Source organism: Amycolatopsis sp. NPDC089917, assembly GCF_040684635.1.
Lineage (GTDB): Bacteria > Actinomycetota > Actinomycetes > Mycobacteriales > Pseudonocardiaceae > Amycolatopsis.
Genome location: NZ_JBFBGL010000060.1, coordinates 17,524 through 36,206, shown reverse-complemented (window position 1 = coordinate 36,206; position 18,683 = coordinate 17,524). Strand labels below are relative to the sequence as shown.

Genomic DNA, 18,683 nt, shown 5'->3' with positions numbered 1-18,683 from the left:
CGACGATCCTTCCAGTCCAAGGCCCTCCGGCCGCCCGCCGATCGTCGCGCATGATCGCCTTCGCACGCGACGATCGCCGGTACGCTCGCGGCCATGGAGGCTCTGGCCGCGCGGCTGTCGCATCTGGATCCCGACGTCGAGGGAGCGATCCGGGTCGTGATGTTCTACGACACCCTGATGCGACGGCGGGTCGACCTCCCCGCGCTCGCCCGCGCCACGGCGGCCCTGGCGGAATGCGTCGCGGGCATCCGGCTCCACAGTGCCGGACGCGTCATCCGCATGGCCCCGGACGGCCGCGAAGCCGCGCTGTCGTCCGTGCCCGCGTCCACCACGACGGTGATCACCCTCGACGACGAAGAGATCGGCACGGTGTGGCTGGAGCGCGAGGGAACGCCCGGCGCCCTCGACGACGCGGTGCTGGACCGGCTCGCGATCGCCGCGGCGACGGTCGTCGAACGGTACGGCCCGGCTCGCACCACCATGGCCGATCCGGCGCTGGTGGAACTCGTGATCAGCGCCGCCGGCGACGACGCGGCCAGGAGCCGGGCCTTGCGGCTGCTGGGCTTCCCCGTCGACGCGCCGATCCGGGTGGTCGTCGTCCGCTCGAAGGTGCCGCTGGAGAAGATCGGGAGCCTGATCTGCCCTGGCCGTCCGGTCAAGGCCGCGCCGCTCACGGGCGCCGGCGTCATCCTGGCCACCACCGTGGACGCCACCCGGTTCCCGGAGGACGTGCGCGCGGGGGTCGGAGCGGCGGAATGCCCGCACCGGTCCTGGCAGGACGCCAAGACCGCCCTGCGTTTCACGACCGCACGTCAGCCGGTGATCCACTACGACGACCTCGGCGCGCTGGCGCTGCTCGCGCGCGTCCCGGAGGAGGACGCGCGGGCCAACGCCGACGTCGTCGCGATCTCCGGCCTGGCCGAGGAGCCCGAGGACCTGCGCACGCTGGAGGCCTATTGCGCCACGGGTTCCGTGCGCCAGGCCGCCGATTCCCTGCACCTGCACCACAGCAGCGTCGCCCGGCGGCTCACCCAGCTCGGGAAGAGCCTGGGCGTGGACCTGACCGGACCCGCCGGGCTGACCCGGGCACGGCTCGCCCTCACCGTCTGGCGGCTGCTCGGCGAGTGACTACCTAATGATCTTCGCCGAGTACTCAAAAAACTCCCCCACGCGTCATGGAAATAAATAGGTAGCCGACGCGAACTTTCGTCGGTTTCCGCATTCCCTTGGCGCGACACAGAATCAGCGCGTTGGTCCCCACTGACGCGGCCCGTACCCCCGGCCGCAGAAATGAGTCGGAACATGCGACTGCGCTCCCTCGTCCTGCTGGCCGGCACCGCCTTCATGGCGCTGCTCGGCTCGACCGCCCCCGCCGCGACCGCCGCCGAGCCCTCGGGCGCGCAGCCGATGATCATCGGAGGCCAGAACGCGCAGAGCGGTCCCTGGGCGGCCCGGCTGTTCGTGAACGGCCAGCAGAACTGCACCGCGACGATCATCGCGCCGCAGTACATCCTCACCGCCAAGCACTGTGTCGCGAGCAGCGGCAGCTACACCTTCCGGATCGGCAGCCTCGACCAGCAGAGCGGTGGCACCATGGCCACCGGGTCGACGATCACCCGCCACGCGAGCGCTGACCTCGCCATCGTCAGGCTGACCAGTTCGGTCAACGCCACCTACTCGCCGCTCGGCACCACCAGCAGCGTCGCGGTCGGCCAGAACGTCCAGGTCTACGGCTGGGGCGCGACCAGCCAGTGCGGTTCGGAGATCAACTGCCAGTCCCGCTACCTGAAGGTCGCCACCGTCCGGGTCAACTCGGTCAACTGCAGTGACTACAACGGCGGTGTCGCGGTCTGCGCGAACCGCGTCGACGGCATCACCGCGGGCGGCGACTCGGGCGGCCCGATGTTCTCCGGTGGCCGCCAGGTCGGTGTCGCCTCGACCAGTGACCGGTCGAACAACACCGCTTACACCAACATCACCCGGTACCGCAGCTGGATCCAGCAGGTCGCCGGCGTCTGATCGCCGGTGAAAGCGGAGCCCTCCCCGGCGCGGTCGGGGAGGGCTCCGTGTCTTGTGGGCGAATCACCGGCACGGAAATGTCCGGACTCATTTGTCAATTGACACTCAACTCTGGGCCGAATGACGCGATAATGTGGCGTTCGGCGCCGGTGTCGGCGCTGTGGACCTTGGGAGGGGGCCAGTGGCGCATCCGACGCAGGCTCTCGACCGCACGATCGTCGTGGTGGACGTCGTGGGCTTCACCGCCCCGGACCGCAACTCGCTCGATCGGCTCGCCGTGCGCCAAGGCATGTACGAGGTACTGAAGACCGCTTTCGCCGAGAGCGGCCTCGATTTCGATTCCTGCGCGCGCGAGGACCGCGGCGACGGCGCCCTGGTCCTGCTCCCGCCGGGAACGATGAAAAGCCTGGTCGCCGACCGATTGCCGGATCGCATGGTGGTCGCGCTCCGCCGGTACAACCACACGCGGACCCCGCAGGCGCGAATGCTGTTGAGAGTGAGTGTCAACTCCGGCGAGGTGCTGAACGACGGGAACGGATGGGTCGGCGAAGCGGTCGACACCGCTTTCCGCATTCTGGACGCGCAGCCGGTGAAGGACGCCTTCGCGGAATCAGGGCGCATGATCGCGTTCATCTCTTCGGAGCGTTTTTTCACCGACGTCATCGAGAAGGACCCGGGTCTGTTGCCCGAGTCGTACCGTGCGTTACCGGCTTCGGTGAAGACTTTCACTGGAATGGCTTATTTACGGTTGCACGGCGAAGTCGCCACTCCTGCCCCGCAACCGCCCGTTCCCGCGGTGCTGGCCGCCGAGGACCTGGTCATCGCGGATCTGATGGACGGCGAAGTCATGGATTTGATCCCCCACAAGGATCTCCTGATATTGCGCCACCAGCTGACCCGGATGGTGGTGCCCCATCTGGCCGTGATGGTAAGCCGGGCGCTCGGTCCCGCCGTACCGCTGCCCATGATCGAGGGCATCACCGACGCGTGGGGGGCTTTTCAGCTGCTTGCCGATTTCAATGCCGGACCGGACGGGATACCGCCCGCTGTGACGTTCCTGCAGCTGCTCGCCGAGAACCTGGAAGGCGAGCAGAGCACCATGATCGCGGGCTGGATCGCAGGCCAGGCCAGGGCGCTGCGGCTCGAGCCCGCTCTCGGGAATCAGCAACGGATCAGGCCGCCCATTCCGAAATGCCCCTCACTGCATCTGGTGATCATGCTGGAACCGGTTTCCGGCGATCCCGAGCGGTGCAAGCTGGCATTTTGGCGTCAGGATGACCCGGAAGTGTGGCCGCCGGCATTCGGCGGAGTGCGTGAAATCGGTTTGGACGAGGTCGAGTTCAGGGTCGATGACGTCATCCTGGAGACTGAGGCCTTCTGGGCGGATCAGAGCATGTCCGCGTCGGTGGAATTCCTGCTGCCGCGGACGTTGATCAATTTGCCCGTGCAGCGGTGGGCGAAGGAACATGAGACCGGCCATCCCCGGCCGCTGCGCTACGGATACCGGCTCGCAATACGGTCTTTGGAGAGGATGCGGACGAAGCATTGGCATCGCGCATGGAACGTCCGCTGGGACTCGATGATGAAGGATCCGGACGCGGACCGGTTGCACTATCCAGGTGGTGCGGAGTTCGAGGGACACCCGATCGACGCGATTCTGAGCAACGAACACTGGGTCGGGCTCGTCTTGACGGGACCTCCGTCGTCCAGGGTGGCGCCCGGTTCCGAGCCGGACGAGCTGACGAGTGCGCTGTCCAGTGGCCTGCCGGTGGTGCTGTGGCATCCGGACGCCGGGCCGGAGAAGCTGCGCGAGCTGCTCGACTGGGTACTGGCCGCGGAGCACGGATTCATCGAACTTCCGGATCGCCGCAAACTGGCGATTTCGGGTATGTCCGCACCGTTCAAGAATTTTCTGGCTCACGATCTGGTGGTAATGTGGGACGACCCGAAACGGGTAATCGTCCTGGACCAGCCGTTGATCCCGACTCGACTGTAAGGGGATGCCGCGGATGAGCGGGAACGATCAGGACGCGACCGTGAGCGGCCGGACGCCTCAAGTCGATGCACCCGATTGGTGGATTTATCGGGGCAGTGGAAGGCCGATCCACGACATCGACGTCGCGGAACTCCTGGATCCGCCGCCACCCTGGCGTTCCTATCGTGGCGATCCGCCGCCGGAGAACGACGATGTGCCGCCGCCGGACGACGGAGAAGCGGAACGTCGTCTGGGAACCGAGTTCACACTTTCCGAGGCTGACGCGGACGCGGACGAACTGAACATGGTCAATGCCGCGCTCTATCTTCGGCGGCCTTTGCTGGTCACGGGAAATCCCGGAACGGGAAAGTCCAGTCTGGCGTACCGGATCGCCAGGGAACTGGGGCTCGGCAGAGTGCTGCGGTGGGGGATCACCAGCCATACGGAGCTGAGTTCCGGGTTGTACGGCTACGACGCGATCGGCAGGGTGCAGGCCGCGGCGACCAGTCAGGCCCAGCGCGGTGGCGAGGCCGAAGAACCACCCATCGGTGATTTCGTGCGGCTCGGGCCACTGGGCACCGCTTTCCTGCCCAGCAGATTGCCGCGAGTGCTGTTGATCGACGAGCTGGACAAGTCCGAGGCCGATCTTCCCAACGATCTGCTGTCGATCTTCGAGGACGGCGAGTTCCCCGTCGAGGAGCTGGCGCGGGTGCGCAACCGGCATCCTGAAGTCACCGTGCATACAGCCGACCCGCAGCGCACCGCGGTCGTGCGTGATGGCAGGGTCGCCTGCCACGCCTTCCCGATCGTCATCATGACCAGTAACGGGGAGCGGGAGTTCCCGCCCGCCTTCCTGCGCCGTTGCCTGCAGTTGCGGATCGAGAACCCGGACGAGGAGCAGCTGGCGGCGATCGTGGCCGGTCATCTCGTCGGCGAGGACGGGGCGCACCGGGACGAGCTGATCCGCGAATTCGCTCAACGGAGCAAGGCGGAAGGCGGCCTTCCGACGGACAGGCTTCTCGACGCCGTTTATCTGGCGACGTCGGGCGCGTACCAGCCGGATGAGGAGGCATGGCCGCGGCTGGTGAACGCTCTCTGGCAACGTCTGACGGTGCAGTGACATGGCCGGGCCGGGAGATACTTCCGAGACGCGTTCCGCTCCGGTGGCGGAGCGGCGGATGACCGGCCTGCCTCAACGGGGTAAGCGGTTCGAGTTCGCGGACCTGAACTGGACCGATGTCGCGGACATCGTATGGCTGGCCGCGGCCATCGCGCCGCGGAGCGCGAGTAGCGAGTCCGTATCCGTCGAAGAGCCGGAGTCGCCTGCCGAAGACCTGCGGATCCGCAACGCTCTCCCGGAACGCGGGGAGATCCCCGAACCTCCCGAACCGGCGCTGTCCACGAGGCTGGAAGCCCCACGGTCGGACGAGAAAGACACCGTGCCCGTCGCGATCGAGGCCATTCACGGTGAGCTGCCCGAACCCGCGGTGGACGGCACGGGGCCGGGTGGCGCCGTCGCCCTCGAGTCGCTGGCCTACTTCCGCGCACTGAGAACCTTGAAACGGGAAAGGTCCTCGCTGCGACACAACAATGTGGTCCTGGACGAAGTGGCGACCGCCGTCCGGGCCGCGGAGACCGGGCGATGGTGGCCTGTCACCCGATCGAGGAAAGAGCGCTGGCTGGACCTGACGCTCGTCCTCGACAACGGCCCCTCGATGGCCTTGTGGCGCCCGCGCGTGTCCACGTTTGTCGAATTACTCCGGCAAGTGGGTGCATTCCGTACCATTCAGGTCCGGCTGTTGGAAACCGCGAAGGACAACGACCAGGAAGATCTCGTTCTCCGTGGTGGCACGTCCGGTGCGCCCGCCCGCGATCCCGACGAGATCATGGATTCTTCGGGACGGCGGGTGGTATTGCTGCTGACCGACGGTGTCGGGGACGCGTGGCAAAAGAAAGACGCGCTGAGCTCGATGTTGGCACGATGGGGCCGGAAGATGCCGGTCAGCATCGTGCACCTGCTCCCGGAATGGCTGTGGAGCCGGTGTGGCATGAGTCCGCACAGGGCCTGGCTGAAGGTTCCGAACGTGTTGGCCCCCAACGGTCGATGGATGTGCGACCTCGCGGACGCCTGGCTCGAACCCGGTTCGAAAGTACCCGATCACATCGTGCCGGTGCCGGTGCTGGAACTGAGACCGCAGGCGCTGGGATGGTGGGCCGGGCTGATGACCGGCGAAAACGACACGGCCGCCGAAGGAACGGTCGTCCTGGCCACGGAGCGGATCTCCCAGTCCGTTTCCGCTGGTTCTCCGGAAACTTTGTCACCATCCGAAAGAGTGCACAGATTTCGCAGTGTTGCGTCGCCGCCGGCACTACGCTTGGCGCAGCTGCTTGCGGCGGTACCGGTCCGACTGGATGTGGCTAAGCTGGTCGGGCAGCAGTTCGTGCCCGAAGCAAAACTGGAGCATCTCCTCGAACTGCTGCTGTCGGGGATCATGTATGCTCCCGGCCGCGAGGAGGGGAAGTCCGCTTGGGACACGACTGGGTTTTTTGCTTTTCCCGAAGCAGTCAGGGAATTGCTGCTCAGTGGTGCGCGGCGGTCGGACACGGCCAAGGTCGTCCGAGTGGCCGCCACTCATTTCGGTGGCCGGATTCCGCTCCTAGACCACCTCCGGGCGGCCATCGCCGACCCGCACAATACTCCGGATCCAGAATTCAGTCTCGCGTCGTCGGCTGATGTGGAACTGGAGAGCGTCGTGATGCGTGCGCTCTCCGGCCCTTACTTGTCAAGGGCTGACCGGCTGCGGCAATCGGTAAAGGATCTTGCCCCGTTGATGCCGGTGTCCGCCCCTGAGCGGACAACTCTGAAAAGTGAGAGCGCGAGCCATAAGATGCCTGGTCCCCCTCCAGCCCTGTCGTCGACGACGCAGGCGCACTCGTCATATCTCGGCGAACCCGAATCGAACGAGCCGACGACCAGGATCGCCCATCCCAACGCGTCGGACACGACCCGGACCTTTCCCGAACGCCAGCCTGATGATCCGCCCCTGGTTTTCGGGAACGTCCCGCCGCGCAATCCGAACTTCACCGGTCGTGACGAGTTGCTGGATCAGCTCACCAAGCGGTTGAGCAGCGGTACGACCGCGGTGCTCCCCTCGGCGTTGCATGGTCTCGGTGGTATCGGCAAGACCCAGATGGCGGCCGAGTACATCTATCGGCATCTGCAGGATTACGACCTCGTCTGGTGGATCGACGCCGCGCACACCACGCAGATCCGCGCGGGCCTCACCGAACTGGCCGGTCTTCTCGGCTTGCAAGGCGCGTCCGAAGCGAACGTCGCGGTTCCCGCGGTGATCGAGGCGCTGCGGACCGGACGGCCGTTCCGGCGCTGGCTGCTGGTGTTCGACGCCGCGGAAAGCCCGGAGAGCGTGCTGCCGTTCTTCCCGCGCAACGGCCCCGGTGAAATCCTGATCACCTCGCGGAACTCCGACTGGGCCGGCATCGCGCGCCCGTTGGAGCTGGCGGTGTTCAAACGCGAGGAAAGCGTCGAGCTGCTCGGCCGTCGCGGCCCCGAGATCGATCCGGCCGACGCCGACCAGCTCGCCGAGAAACTCGGCGATCTCCCGCTGGCCGTCGAACAGGCGGCGGCCTGGCGCGCGGTGACCGGAATGCCGGTGCAGGAATACTTGCGCTTGTTCGACGAGTCGGTGGAGGAAATCCTCGACACCGCCTCGGCGCCCGACTACGAGGTTTCCGTCGCCGCGGCGTGGAACGTATCGTTCGAAGAGCTGAAGACCCGCAACCCGGCGGCGCACCAGATCCTGCACATCTGTGCCTTCTTCTCCCCGGAGCCGATCTCGCGTGACCTGCTCACCGGGGTCAGCCGGGTGTCCATCTCCCCGGAACTCGACGCCGCGCTGCGCGATCCGATCAAACTGGCCCGCGCCATCCGTGACATCAACCGGTACGGCCTCGCCAAGATCGACCACGGCAACAACACTCTCCAGTTGCACCGGCTGGTCCAGCTGGTGCTGCGCAACCGGGTCATGGCCCGTCAGGTGCACGCGCGGATGCAACACGGCGCCCATCAGTTGCTCGCCGCGCTGGACCCGAACGACCCCGAGTCCAGCAGGAACTGGTCGCGCTATCGTGAATTGCTGCCGCACGCCTATGCGGCGAATGTGCTGAACTGCGACGACGACTGGCCGCGTCAGCTCCACATCAACCTGATGCGGTACTTGTTCGAGTACGGCGACCACGAAGAGGCTGCCCGGCTCGGTCTCGAAGCGCGGAAGCGACTCACCGACAACCTGGGCCCCACACATCCGCAGACCCTCGAAGTCTCGTCGAGGCTGGGTCTCTACCTGTGGGCGATCGGCCGATACGTCGAAGCCGCGGAACTCAATCAGCGCACCCTCGCACTGCGTCTTCAGGTGTCCGGCGAAGAGAACGAAGAGACCTTCGCGCTTCAGCGGAACATCACGATCGATCTCCGGGCGCAGGGCGACTTCCCGGCGGCGACCAAACTGAGCGAAGAGATCTACCACAAGTCCAAGCGCATGTTCGGCGAAGACGACCCGGAAACGCTCAACGCCGCGTACCAGCACGCGATCAGTCTCCGGCTGGCCGGGGCCTACCGGGAGGCCGCGGAGCTGGACCAGGACACCCTCCGCCGCCGGATCGAGGTTCTCGGCCGCGATCACGTCCGCACCTTCGGCGTCAACAGCTCGTTGATCGTCGACCTGCGCGAGGCGGGGGAATACGGCAAGGCGCGGGTCCAACAGGAAAGGCTCACGGAGAACTTCCTGGCCCGCTTCGGTTCGGACCAGTCCGACGCGGCGATCAACACGTTCATGCTGTCGATCACGAGACGGAAGGACGGCGACCACCCGGGCGCGCTCAGTCTGTCCATGGAGGCACTCAAGAGGTTCCGGCTCGCGTACGGTGACGACCACGCCACGACCACGGCCTGTGCCCTCGCTCATTCGATCGACCTCCGGCATGCGGGCGATCTGGTAGGGGCCCGCAAGCTCGGTGAAGAAACGTTCGAGCGATACCGGGGTGGCCTCGGCGAGCGCCATCCGCACACTCTCGCCGCCAACGCCGACCTCGCAGTGACGTTGCGGCTCATGGGCGACCCCACGGCCGCTCGCGTTCTCGACGAGCGCGCACTCGAGTATTTCCGTGCCACCATCGGCCCGGATCATCCCTACGCCGTCATCGTCACGATCAACCTGGCGAGCGATCTCTCCGCGCTGGGTGAGTTCGACAGGGCGATCGAACTGGGCCGGGACGCGGTCGAACGCGGCAGGCAAGTGCTGGGGGAAGGCCATCCCACGGTGCTGGCGGCGACCTTCAACCTCGGGCTGGATCTGGCCGCTCTCGGCCGAGACGAGGAGGCGGCGCCGTTCCGTGACCCGATCCTGGTGAAGTACCGCCAGATCCTCGGTGAGGCTCACCCGGGAACGCAGGCGGCCGGCCGTGGTGCCCGTGCCGACTGCGACATCGACCCGATGCTGATGTAGATCAGTCCGGCACGAGTTGCCCGATCCACGAGGCGAGTTGTTCCACGGTCGGCGGCTGAGGAACAACTCTCAGACGCCGGTGCACCGCACGAACGAGCTCGGGACAGTGCAACAGGGCACGGGCCGCGGGATGAGGGCCTCGCGCGCACAGCGCGAGGCCCAACCCGACCAAAGAGGTGGGCCGATCCGGATCAGCGGCGAGTTCTCGCCGGTAACCGGCGATGGCTTCGAGGAAGTCACCGCCGGTGTAAGCGAGATCCGCGGCGGTGGCTCCGGGTACCACCGGCGGCCGTCCGTCCGGCGACGCCGGTGTGCCCCCGACCGCGAGCCGGATCAGGTCCATCCGGGCGTGGGACCAGCCGCCGTCCGGTACCGGCGTCGGGGGAAGACCGGTGGCGTCGAGAGTGGCGGGTGGCCTCGGCCGTCCGCTGAGCCAGCCACCCGCCAGTTCGGCGACCACGACCGGGTCCGGGCGGAGGTGACGGACCCGCCAGCCCGCGAGATGATCCTGGCGCGCGGCGGTGGCCAGCCTGCTCGCCTCCGACGGCACGGGCTCCTCCCTCCAGGGGCCCAGGCGCCCGGCGATGGCGTCGAGAAACCGTCGCCCGGCGTCGGTCAAGGTCGCGTCCGTGCGCAGAACCCGCAAGGTGCGCCACGTCTGCTCGCGCCAGTACGCGAATTCGAAGCCAGAGCGCTGCGGACTCTGGCCTGCCTGATGCAGCGCGCGCCAGAACGCGGTGACACCGAAGTAGGCATACACCCCTTGAAGTGCGCCACTCACGGGTCGCGGATCATCTCTCCAGGCGACGTAGATCCGTTCACCCGGATCCGGCTCGTACAACTCGACCAGGTGCAGGAGCCCGCCGAGCACGATGTGCTGGAACTCGTGGATCAGGGTTTCGGCGAGAGACATGCCATCGGCGGGCAGGCCGACCACCGCACTGCCGAACGCCTCCCCGGTCGACGCGCTCGGATTCCGGAACAGCACGTGGGGTTTCGGGACGAGTGAAGCCAACCCGACCGGCATGATCCGGGCGAGGCCGGGCAGGTGGGCGGCGATCAGGCGGCAGGCCTCGTCGATCAGTCGTTGCCAGTCCGCCAGATCCCCGCCCGGCAACCGTTCCGGCGGGACCGGTTCGTAGAGCCCGCGATAGGGATCGAGGTCGTCGAGCCACAACGAGAACCGTTGCGAGCCGACCTGGCTTCGCACCCGCCGGATCCCCCACCAACCCGGGGCGTCGGATTCGGGTGCGGTCGGCAGGCGGACCGTCGTTTCGGCGTTCGACACGAAGTAGCGGCCGTTCACGCCGCGCACGGTGACCGAGGAAAACGTTCCCGTGCCGGGGAACCTGGCCATGCCGAGCGAGGGGAGGACAGCGTTTCCGTGCCAGGCAGGAACGGTGGTCTCGAAATCCAGTTCGGCCCTGATCGCCGCGGCCGCCGCGATCGCGTGCGCATGCCCGAGGTGCATCCACAAAGGACCGACACCGTCGATTCCCTTGCGCATCAGACGAGTCGTGTAGCCCGCCCAGCTGCCAGTGTACGGATTCGTGAGCATCCGGTTCACGGCCCGGGGTGCTCGTGCTTCGGCACGTGCGAGGAGTTCCCACGCAGAATCCAGTGGCGGCAAGGGCCCCGCGTGGCCGGGCGTCTTCTCGGCCTCGGTCAGCAAGGTGTGGATCAACAGCTTGCGACGGCTTCGCTCCGCCCGTCGCAGGCGGCGTGCCATGTCCTCATCGCCGTCAAGGCGCGCGAGTGCGTCGAAGTCTCGCCAAGACAAGCGGTGGAACACAGGGCGAGACCCTGCTGCCTGCGGCATCAGTCGATCCGTTCGCCGCCCCCGGCACCGGCACTTCTGTAGCGGGCGCGGACGTTGGTGGTGCGTTCCACGACGTGGTGCGCCGACCGGCGGAACGCTTCACCGTCCAGCTCTCGTAACGCGGTGAACGAGACATCGTCGAGATCGATCAACGCCGATTCGATGTCCGGTTCCGTGCTTGCCGAAAAAGAACTCATCGTGCCGATTCCCTCCACCCCGTGAAACGGTTGCGAGAGTTGAACCTCGACCAAGGATAGCCGAGATTTCGGGTTCGATCAGGCCTTGTCGTCCGGTGGAGGACGTCCGGCGGCCAATTCCCGCAGTGCGCGAGGGCGGGTGATGGTGACGCGCTGACGTGCGGTGTGCACCACCCCCAGCCGCCGGAGCTCTTCGAGGCCCCGGATCAGGGTGCTGCGCGAGACCCGGGCGAAACCGGCCAATTCCCCTTGATTGAAACGGAGATCGACCTGTTTCGCCTCCGTCCAGTCGACGGCGTGCTGCAGGGCCAGTTCCACGAGGACCGCGGCGAGGCGTTGCGGGAAATCCGGCCCGCCGGATTCGAGGCGCAACCGGTCGGACTGTTGTAACCGGATCGCCGCGTTGCGGAAGATCTCCTCGGCGATCCGCGGCTTGTCGCGCAGCACGCCGAGGAATTTCTCCTTGGGCACGACGAGGGTGTGCACCTCGTCGATCGCCGACATCGTGGCGGACCGGGGGAGCCCGCTGATCGGGGCCAGTTCGCCCACGATTTCCGCGGGACCGCGCGCGGCGAGCGGGGCGTCTTCCCCGCGATAGTTGGTGGCGCTGATCTTCACCCAGCCGTGCAGGACGACGAACATGCTGGTGGGCGGACTGCCCTGGAGGGCGAGGATCTGGCCCGGCTGCCACACCTTCACATGTCCCGCGCTCCGTAGCGCGGATTGTTCCGCCGGGGTCAGCCGCCGCCAGGCCCCGAGGCCCCCGTGCTCACCCGTGGCGGAACCGGTCATCCTGGCCCTCCGGTTCGCCGGGGGCCGGTTCGGCGTCGTGGTCCTTTTCGGCGCTGTGTTCCATATGACGCATCAGCCAGTCCCCCGACTCGTCAGCATGGTCAGTGGGCAGAACGACCCGGAAAGTTTCGAACCGCAACCGGTAATTGTGCCAGGCAAGAGGTCACTTCACCAGGCCTCGGGCCGGCGACGGGGGAGGGTGTCATGCGCAGTGCCGAAAGTGTCATGCGACGGCCGAAGGATTACCGCCACGCGCCGGCCGAGGAGGATTTCCGCACGCCCAAGGCGTTCGGGCGAAGACCGGCCTCCTTCGCGCCGCATCCGCCGCTGATGTCCGGCGGGTGGTACCAGAGCGACGACCACGAGGTCCTCGGGTCGGGCCGGTACCCGGTTCCCCGCCCGCCCGCCAAGTCGGTGAAGACGGCGTTGGTGTGGGTGCTCTTCCTGGGACCGTTGGGGCTTTGTTACGTGTCGCCCGTCGGCGGGCTGATCGCCACGGCGGTTTCGGTCACGGCGATCACGCTCGGGGGAGCCTCGATGACGGTCGTGATCTGGCCGGTCGTCATGGTGCTGTCGCTGGCGGTCTTGTCCGGGAGGTCCGAACCGGAAAGTGAATGACGTCCGGCCGGTCCGGGCCGGGTGAACCGGGTGGGGGACGCTCAAGGGGGGCGTCCCCCACCTCGGCTTCGAGCGCGTGACCATCCGAAAGTCGCGACCTGCTGCTCCGATCATGCAGCTCGGCGGTGGAACCCTTGAACCACGCAGGCACCTATGTTTCGATCTGCTCGCAGATCGCATCAAAGGTGCAGTTTCGATCACATTCGAGCGGGTTCAATGCAATTTCTGGAGGGCTCCGTGCGCCGTCGTACCCTGCTGAAGGCCGCTGGCGCGGCCACCGCCTTCACCTTGCTCCCGGAGAGCGTCCGGCAGGCGCTCGCCGCCGAAGCGCCGACGGGCGGACTCGACGTCATCGAGCACGTCGTGGTCTTCATGCAGGAGAACCGGTCGTTCGACCACTATCTCGGGACACTGCGCGGCGTACGCGGTTTCACTGATCCCGCCGCGATCAAGCTGCCTTCGGGCGCGTCGGTCTTCCAGCAGCCCGACGGCGCGGGCACTCTGCTGCCCTACGCGATCGACGACCAGTTCATGGCCGACGTCGACCACAGCTGGTCCGGCGGGCACCGGGCGTGGAACAAGGGCCGTCACGACGCGTGGCGCGCGGCCAAGGGTGTCCGCTCGCTGACCTATCACACGCGTTCGGCCCTGCGCTTCTATCACGAACTGGCCGACGCCTTCACCGTCTGCGACGCCTACCACTGCTCGGAGATGGGACCCACCAACCCGAACCGGATGTACCTGTTCACCGGCAAACTCGGCTTCGAACCGGACGGCAAGACCCGCGCCATCGGCAACGCCGCCTGGCAGAACCCTGGCCACACCGGCTACACCTGGAAGACCTACGCCGAACGTCTCCAGACCGCGGGCCGCAGCTGGCGGGTCTATCAGGAATGGGACAATTACGGCGACAATTCGCTGGACTATTTCAGCAGTTTCCTCGCGGTCGGGACCAAGGCGCTGTCGAAGGTGAAGGATTCCGCGGGCAAGGCCTTCCCGAAGCTGGAGTACTTCTACTACGCCTTGGATTCGGCGTCGGCCGCCGAACGCACCCGGCTGCTCGACGGGCTGGCGGCGGGCGTGGCGACGTTGACCGCGACCGAGCGCGCTTTGTACGACCGAGGCCTGGCCCGGGTCGCGCCGAAGCAGTTGCTGAGCGCCTTCAAATCCGACGTCGACACGGGCAAGCTCCCGGCGGTGTCCTGGATCGTCGCACCGGAATCGCAGACCGAGCATCCCGCTTGGGGGCCCAACACCGGCGCCGATCTGGTCAAGTCGATCCTCGACACGATCGCCTCGAAGCCCGAGGTCTGGAACAAGACGCTGTTCCTGCTGACCTACGACGAGGACGGCGGATTCTTCGACCACATGCCGCCGCCGGCGCCGCCCGTTTCCGACGACGAAGGCAAGAGTTCCGTCGCCACGACCGACGAATTCGTCTCCGGCGAGCCGATCGGTCTGGGCGTGCGGGTACCGATGTTCGTCATCTCGCCGTGGAGCCGGGGCGGCAAGGTGTGTTCGGAGGTCTTCGACCACACTTCCGTGCTGCGATTCCTGGAACGGTGGAGCGGCGTCGCCGAACCGAACATCTCGCCGTGGCGGCGCACCGTCTGCGGCGATCTGACGTCGGCGCTGGACACCACGGCACCGGGCGCCACCTATCCGGCGCTGACCAAACCGATGCCGACGAGCGGGCCGTGGAACACCGAACCGCAACCGCCTTCCGTACAGAAGCCGCCGGTGCCGGAGACCGGGGTCCGGACGGCGCGCCCGTTGCCCTATCAGGTGACCGCGTCGGGACGGGTGACGGCGGAGCGGTTCTGGGTCGACTTCGGCAACACCGGATCCGCCGGCGCGCACTTCTACGTCTACGCCAACGCGCACCGGACCGACGGGCCGTGGCGCTACACCGTCGGCGCCGGCGCCACGCTCTCGGACTACTGGCAGGCCGGTACCCCGGACGGGGCGTACGACCTCACCACGCACGGCCCCAACGGTTTCCTGCGGCGGTTCGCGGGCAATCGGATCACCGCGACCACCGGGGGCAAGCCGAATCCGGAAGTCGTGCTGCGGCCGGGATCCGGTGTCGTGTACCTGAAGATGACCAACGCGGGCGCGGCTTGCGAGCTGACAGTGCGCACGGGCAACCGCGGCGGCGGGCCGTGGACGTACACGGTCGCTTCGGGCGCGACGGTCGAGGACTGGTTCAGCACCGAAGGCGGCATGGGTGGCTGGTACGACCTGACCGTTCAGGGGCCGGACGGCTTCCTTCGCCGCTTCGCGGGGCACGTCGAGACAGGCGCCGAGACCATCAGCGACCCGGTCATGGGCTCCGGGTCGCTCGCCGCCACCGTCCGCTCGGCCGACAGCCAGGAGACCTCGGGCGAATCCGGCGCCGCGACGAACGCCGTCGACGGCAACCCCGCCACCCACTGGCACACCAAGTGGTCCGGCGGGGAGGACCCGCTGCCCCACGAACTCCAGCTCGACCTGGGCGCCGCGCGCACGGTCACCGGGCTGGACTACCTGCCGCGCCAGGACGGTTCCGATCATGGCCGCGTCGGTGGCTACGAGGTCTACTTGAGCGCCGACGGCTCGGCTTGGGGGAGTCCCGTCGCGGCGGGTACTTTCCCTGATGACGCCGCCCGGAAGACGTTCCGGTTCTGGCCGACCCGGGCCCGTTATGTGCGGTTCCGCGCGCTCACCGAGGCGGGCGGGCGCGGGCCGTGGACGTCGGCGGCGGAGGTGACCCCGCTCGGCTGGCCGTGACCGAACGGGCAGAGTCCACTGTCCTAACGGGAAAGATGCGTGACGGCCGCCGAGGTTGCTTTTGTGAGAGCAGCGTCATCGTGACGCATCTTTCCGGCCCCGCTGGGCATCCTGCTTGGTGAATGATCCACAGAGTGCGGGACCGACCGGGGAGAAGATGATGAGCCACCGATCCATTCGAACGAACGCCTCGACGGTCGCCAAGGTGATCGCCGCCTGCGCCGGTGTGCTCGCCGTCGTCGCCTGCAACGACTCCGGTACCCCGTCGGCCGCGCCGCAGTCCTCCGCGGCGGCGGGCGGCGGGGTCGAGACGTCCGCAGCGCCCACCGCCACCTCCGCGGCCACCGGCACTCCCGCGCCGCAAGGTAAGGAAACGGGGGCGGCGAAGCAGCCCGCCACCGGGAAGCCCGCCGGGTCGGGCAACAATCCCCGTTGCGCCACAGCGGATCTGTCGCTCACCCTCGGCACACCCAAGCCGTCGCCGAACTCGCCGACGCAGCTCGACGTGCCGCTGACCTACAAGAACAAGTCGTCCCGGACGTGCTCGCTGTACGGCGTGCCGGGCGCCGACCTGAACGGGCCCGCCGACCCGAACGGCCCGGTCTACCACCTGACCAGGGTCGACAACGGCGTCAAGTACAACGACGTTCCGGCCGGTTCGACCGCGACCGCGACCATCACCGTCCTGAAGCCCGCGGCGGGTGAGTCCACGTGGACGCCGACGCGGGTGACGACCATCCCGCCGGGGCAGACCGAGGCGCTCACCGCGAACTGGCCGTCGGACCTTCCGGTGCTGCGGCAGGACGCGGCCACGCACCCGGGGACCTACATCAACGGGATCCTTGCCGACCCTGCCTGATCGGGGCGGCGGTACCGGTGGTCGTGCGTGGCCCTTTTGTTGAGGGGTAAGGCGAAGGTGTCCGGTGGGCGGGTGTTGCTCGGGGTGAGGGGTGTGTGGATATGGGGACGTTCATCGTTCCCATATCCACACAGTCGTTACCCGCAACCCTGCCGGTCAGGCTGCGCCGGACAGCCACGGGAAAGAGATCACGCGAGTTCCGTCTCTGATCACGCGAGATCGCCGCCTGATCACGCGTGATCGCCCATCTCGCCCGAACACGACACCTTTGCCATGTCCCTCAAGAGAACCCGAATCGCCACTCACGACCCCTGCTTACCGGGCCGAAAGGTGTGACTCGCGTGATCAGGAACGGAACTCGCGTGATCAGGCGGCGAACTCGCGTGATCAGACGGACGACACGCTCATCGCGCGGCATCGCAGCCAGTCTTGTATCGTGTACTTGATACAAGACTGGGAGGCTGATCGTGCCGTTCGACAACATTCTGGCCGTCGCCCTGTTCATGGGCTTGTTCGGTCTCGTGATCTTGATCGTGCTGTGGCCTGGCGAAAAGCAGGGCGCCAAGGTGCTGCGGCGGTGGGGTGTCGAGGATCCTTCGACGTCCGACGTCGACGAGGCCGTGCGGTATCTGCGCCGCCGCCGGTTCTGGTATCCGTGGCTCTACCTCGGGTTGCCGCTGGTGGCCGGGTCCGCCGGGGTGCGCGGCGACAGCATGTCGTCCATCCTGGGTACCCTGCTCGCCGGCGCGCTGATCGCCGAGGTGCTGGCGCAGCGGCCCCGGAAAGGCGTCCGCCGCGAGGCGACGCTGGAGCGGCGTGGCGTAAGCGGGCTCATTCCCGTCTGGGGTCTGGTTACCTACGCGGTGGTCGCCGTGGCCGTGGCGGTGTGGATCGCGGTCAATCACTGGTGGGCGCAGCTCGGGGTCGCCGCGGGTATCTCGGCGGTGACGTGGCTGGTCATCCTGCTCGCCGTCCGCCGACCGTCCACAGGGGACAGTGTGGCCGACGCCGCGTTGCGGGTCCGGAGCGCCCGGGTCGCCGCCGGGCTGGGGCTGGCCGCCACGGTGACGCTGTCGATCCCGGAAGTGATGAATCCGGTGTCCGGGCTCCTGGTCCTCGCCGGGTTCGCCGGCTGGTTCAACCTCGCCCACCGGTCGCGTGCCGAGGGCCGATCGCGCCCCGAAACCGCTTGATGCCGCTGAAGGTCGTCGTCGACACGGATCTCGGGATCGCGCCGTGGCGGCAGGTCCGGGACCGGATCGTCCATCTGATCACCACCGGCGAGCTGGCGCCGGGCACCCGGCTGCCGTCCATCCGGCAGCTCGCCAGGGATCTGGCGCTGGCTTCGGGCACGGTGGCGCGGGCCTACCGTGAGCTGGAAGAGAACGGCTGGGTGCACACCGCCCGCGCCAGGGGTACGGTCGTCGCCGAAGCCGCCGACCGTCCGGGGAAGACCGCCTTGTTGCGGGCCGCGGCGGACGAATACGCCCGCGCCGCGCGGGAACTCGGCGCCGACCAGGGTGAGGCGCTGACCGCCGCTGCCGCCGCGCTGGAGTCACTCCAATGACGTGTCACCGAAGTGTTCGAGCAGCAGTCGCAGGCCGCCGATCAGTTCGGTCCACTGCCCGGGCTTGAGCTCGGGCAGGAGGCTGGCTTCGTTCTCCAGGTGGAGCACGAAAACCTCGTCCACGACCTGCCGTCCCTTGTCGGTCAGCCGGATCTTGACCGAACGGCGGTCGTCGCTGTCACGCACCCGCTCGACCAGGTCCTTGGCCTCCATGCGGTCGATGCGGTTCGTGATCGCCCCCGAGGTGACCATCGCGGCCTTGAGCAGCGCGCCCGGCGTCAGGCCGCCCGCTTCCCCGGATCGGCGGAGCGTGGTGAGCACGTCGAACTCCCACGACTCCAGGTCGTGCTCGGCGTTGAACTCCTTGAGCTTCCGGTCGAGGATCCGGGAGAGCCGCTGGACGCGCCCGATCACCTCGGCGGGCCAGAGCTTGTCTTCGAGATCCGGCCGCTCGCGCCGCCAGAGCCCGATCACCGCGTCCACCGCGTCGGCCACGGCACACCTCCAATTGTCTCAACATTAAGAGACTTGACATTGACAGAACCC

14 protein-coding genes are annotated in these 18,683 nt (G+C 67.5%); 10 read left to right on the top strand and 4 right to left on the bottom strand.

The annotated features are described in order from the left end of the window. The first annotated feature begins 93 nt into the window (after positions 1-93). From AB0N89_RS32485 to fxsT, 5 genes are all read left to right on the top strand, one after another. Entirely contained in the window at positions 94-1,128 is a 1,035-nt protein-coding gene (locus AB0N89_RS32485) for a helix-turn-helix domain-containing protein (protein ID WP_364212548.1), read from the top strand. A 174-nt stretch (positions 1,129-1,302) separates the two neighbouring features. Continuing rightward, on the top strand, positions 1,303-2,019 hold the full coding sequence (locus tag AB0N89_RS32480) for a trypsin-like serine protease (RefSeq protein ID WP_364212545.1): 717 nt from the start codon (positions 1,303-1,305) through the stop codon (positions 2,017-2,019). Positions 2,020-2,200: 181 nt separating this feature from the next. Then, positions 2,201-4,015 carry a hypothetical protein gene (locus tag AB0N89_RS32475; protein ID WP_364212542.1) on the top strand — a complete coding sequence of 605 codons (1,815 nt, stop codon included), beginning with the start codon at positions 2,201-2,203 and terminating at the stop codon, positions 4,013-4,015. A gap of 13 nt (positions 4,016-4,028) precedes the next feature. Continuing rightward, positions 4,029-5,114, top strand: coding sequence for a MoxR family ATPase (locus tag AB0N89_RS32470; RefSeq protein WP_364212539.1), 1,086 nt, complete (start codon positions 4,029-4,031; stop codon positions 5,112-5,114). Between the two features lies 1 nt (position 5,115). Continuing rightward, the gene (gene fxsT, locus AB0N89_RS32465) at positions 5,116-9,516 is read left to right on the top strand and encodes an FxSxx-COOH system tetratricopeptide repeat protein (RefSeq protein ID WP_364212536.1); all 4,401 of its coding nucleotides are present in this window, start codon (positions 5,116-5,118) and stop codon (positions 9,514-9,516) included. 1 nt (position 9,517) lies between these two features. On the opposite strand, the gene AB0N89_RS32460 is transcribed toward fxsT, so the two are convergent. From AB0N89_RS32460 to AB0N89_RS32450, 3 genes are all read right to left on the bottom strand, one after another. Continuing rightward, positions 9,518-11,245: an HEXXH motif-containing putative peptide modification protein gene (locus tag AB0N89_RS32460; protein WP_364212533.1), complete on the bottom strand. Its 1,728-nt coding sequence runs from the start codon at positions 11,243-11,245 to the stop codon at positions 9,518-9,520. 89 nt (positions 11,246-11,334) lie between these two features. Beyond that, positions 11,335-11,532 (bottom strand): hypothetical protein, encoded by a 198-nt coding sequence (locus AB0N89_RS32455; protein WP_364212530.1) that lies wholly within the window; start codon positions 11,530-11,532, stop codon positions 11,335-11,337. A gap of 78 nt (positions 11,533-11,610) precedes the next feature. Further along, entirely contained in the window at positions 11,611-12,324 is a 714-nt protein-coding gene (locus AB0N89_RS32450; RefSeq protein WP_364212527.1) for a Crp/Fnr family transcriptional regulator, read from the bottom strand. Positions 12,325-12,528: 204 nt separating this feature from the next. On the opposite strand from AB0N89_RS32450, the gene AB0N89_RS32445 reads away from it, so the two are divergent. From AB0N89_RS32445 to AB0N89_RS32425, 5 genes are all read left to right on the top strand, one after another. Further along, on the top strand, positions 12,529-12,942 hold the full coding sequence (locus tag AB0N89_RS32445; RefSeq protein WP_364212524.1) for a hypothetical protein: 414 nt from the start codon (positions 12,529-12,531) through the stop codon (positions 12,940-12,942). A 237-nt stretch (positions 12,943-13,179) separates the two neighbouring features. Beyond that, complete coding sequence (locus tag AB0N89_RS32440; RefSeq protein ID WP_364212521.1) at positions 13,180-15,711, top strand: phosphocholine-specific phospholipase C; 2,532 nt, start codon at positions 13,180-13,182, stop codon at positions 15,709-15,711. Positions 15,712-15,871: 160 nt separating this feature from the next. After that, on the top strand, positions 15,872-16,570 hold the full coding sequence (locus tag AB0N89_RS32435; RefSeq protein ID WP_364212518.1) for a DUF4232 domain-containing protein: 699 nt from the start codon (positions 15,872-15,874) through the stop codon (positions 16,568-16,570). Between the two features lie 467 nt (positions 16,571-17,037). Beyond that, positions 17,038-17,763: a hypothetical protein gene (locus AB0N89_RS32430; RefSeq protein WP_364212515.1), complete on the top strand. Its 726-nt coding sequence runs from the start codon at positions 17,038-17,040 to the stop codon at positions 17,761-17,763. Next, a complete protein-coding gene (locus AB0N89_RS32425) occupies positions 17,763-18,137 on the top strand; it encodes a GntR family transcriptional regulator (protein ID WP_364212512.1) in 375 nt (124 codons plus the stop codon). Before AB0N89_RS32430 ends, AB0N89_RS32425 begins: the two co-directional genes overlap by 1 nt. On the opposite strand, the gene AB0N89_RS32420 is transcribed toward AB0N89_RS32425, so the two are convergent. Then, positions 18,126-18,632: a MarR family transcriptional regulator gene (locus AB0N89_RS32420; RefSeq protein ID WP_364212509.1), complete on the bottom strand. Its 507-nt coding sequence runs from the start codon at positions 18,630-18,632 to the stop codon at positions 18,126-18,128. The genes AB0N89_RS32425 and AB0N89_RS32420 overlap by 12 nt on opposite strands. Positions 18,633-18,683: the final 51 nt, after the last annotated feature.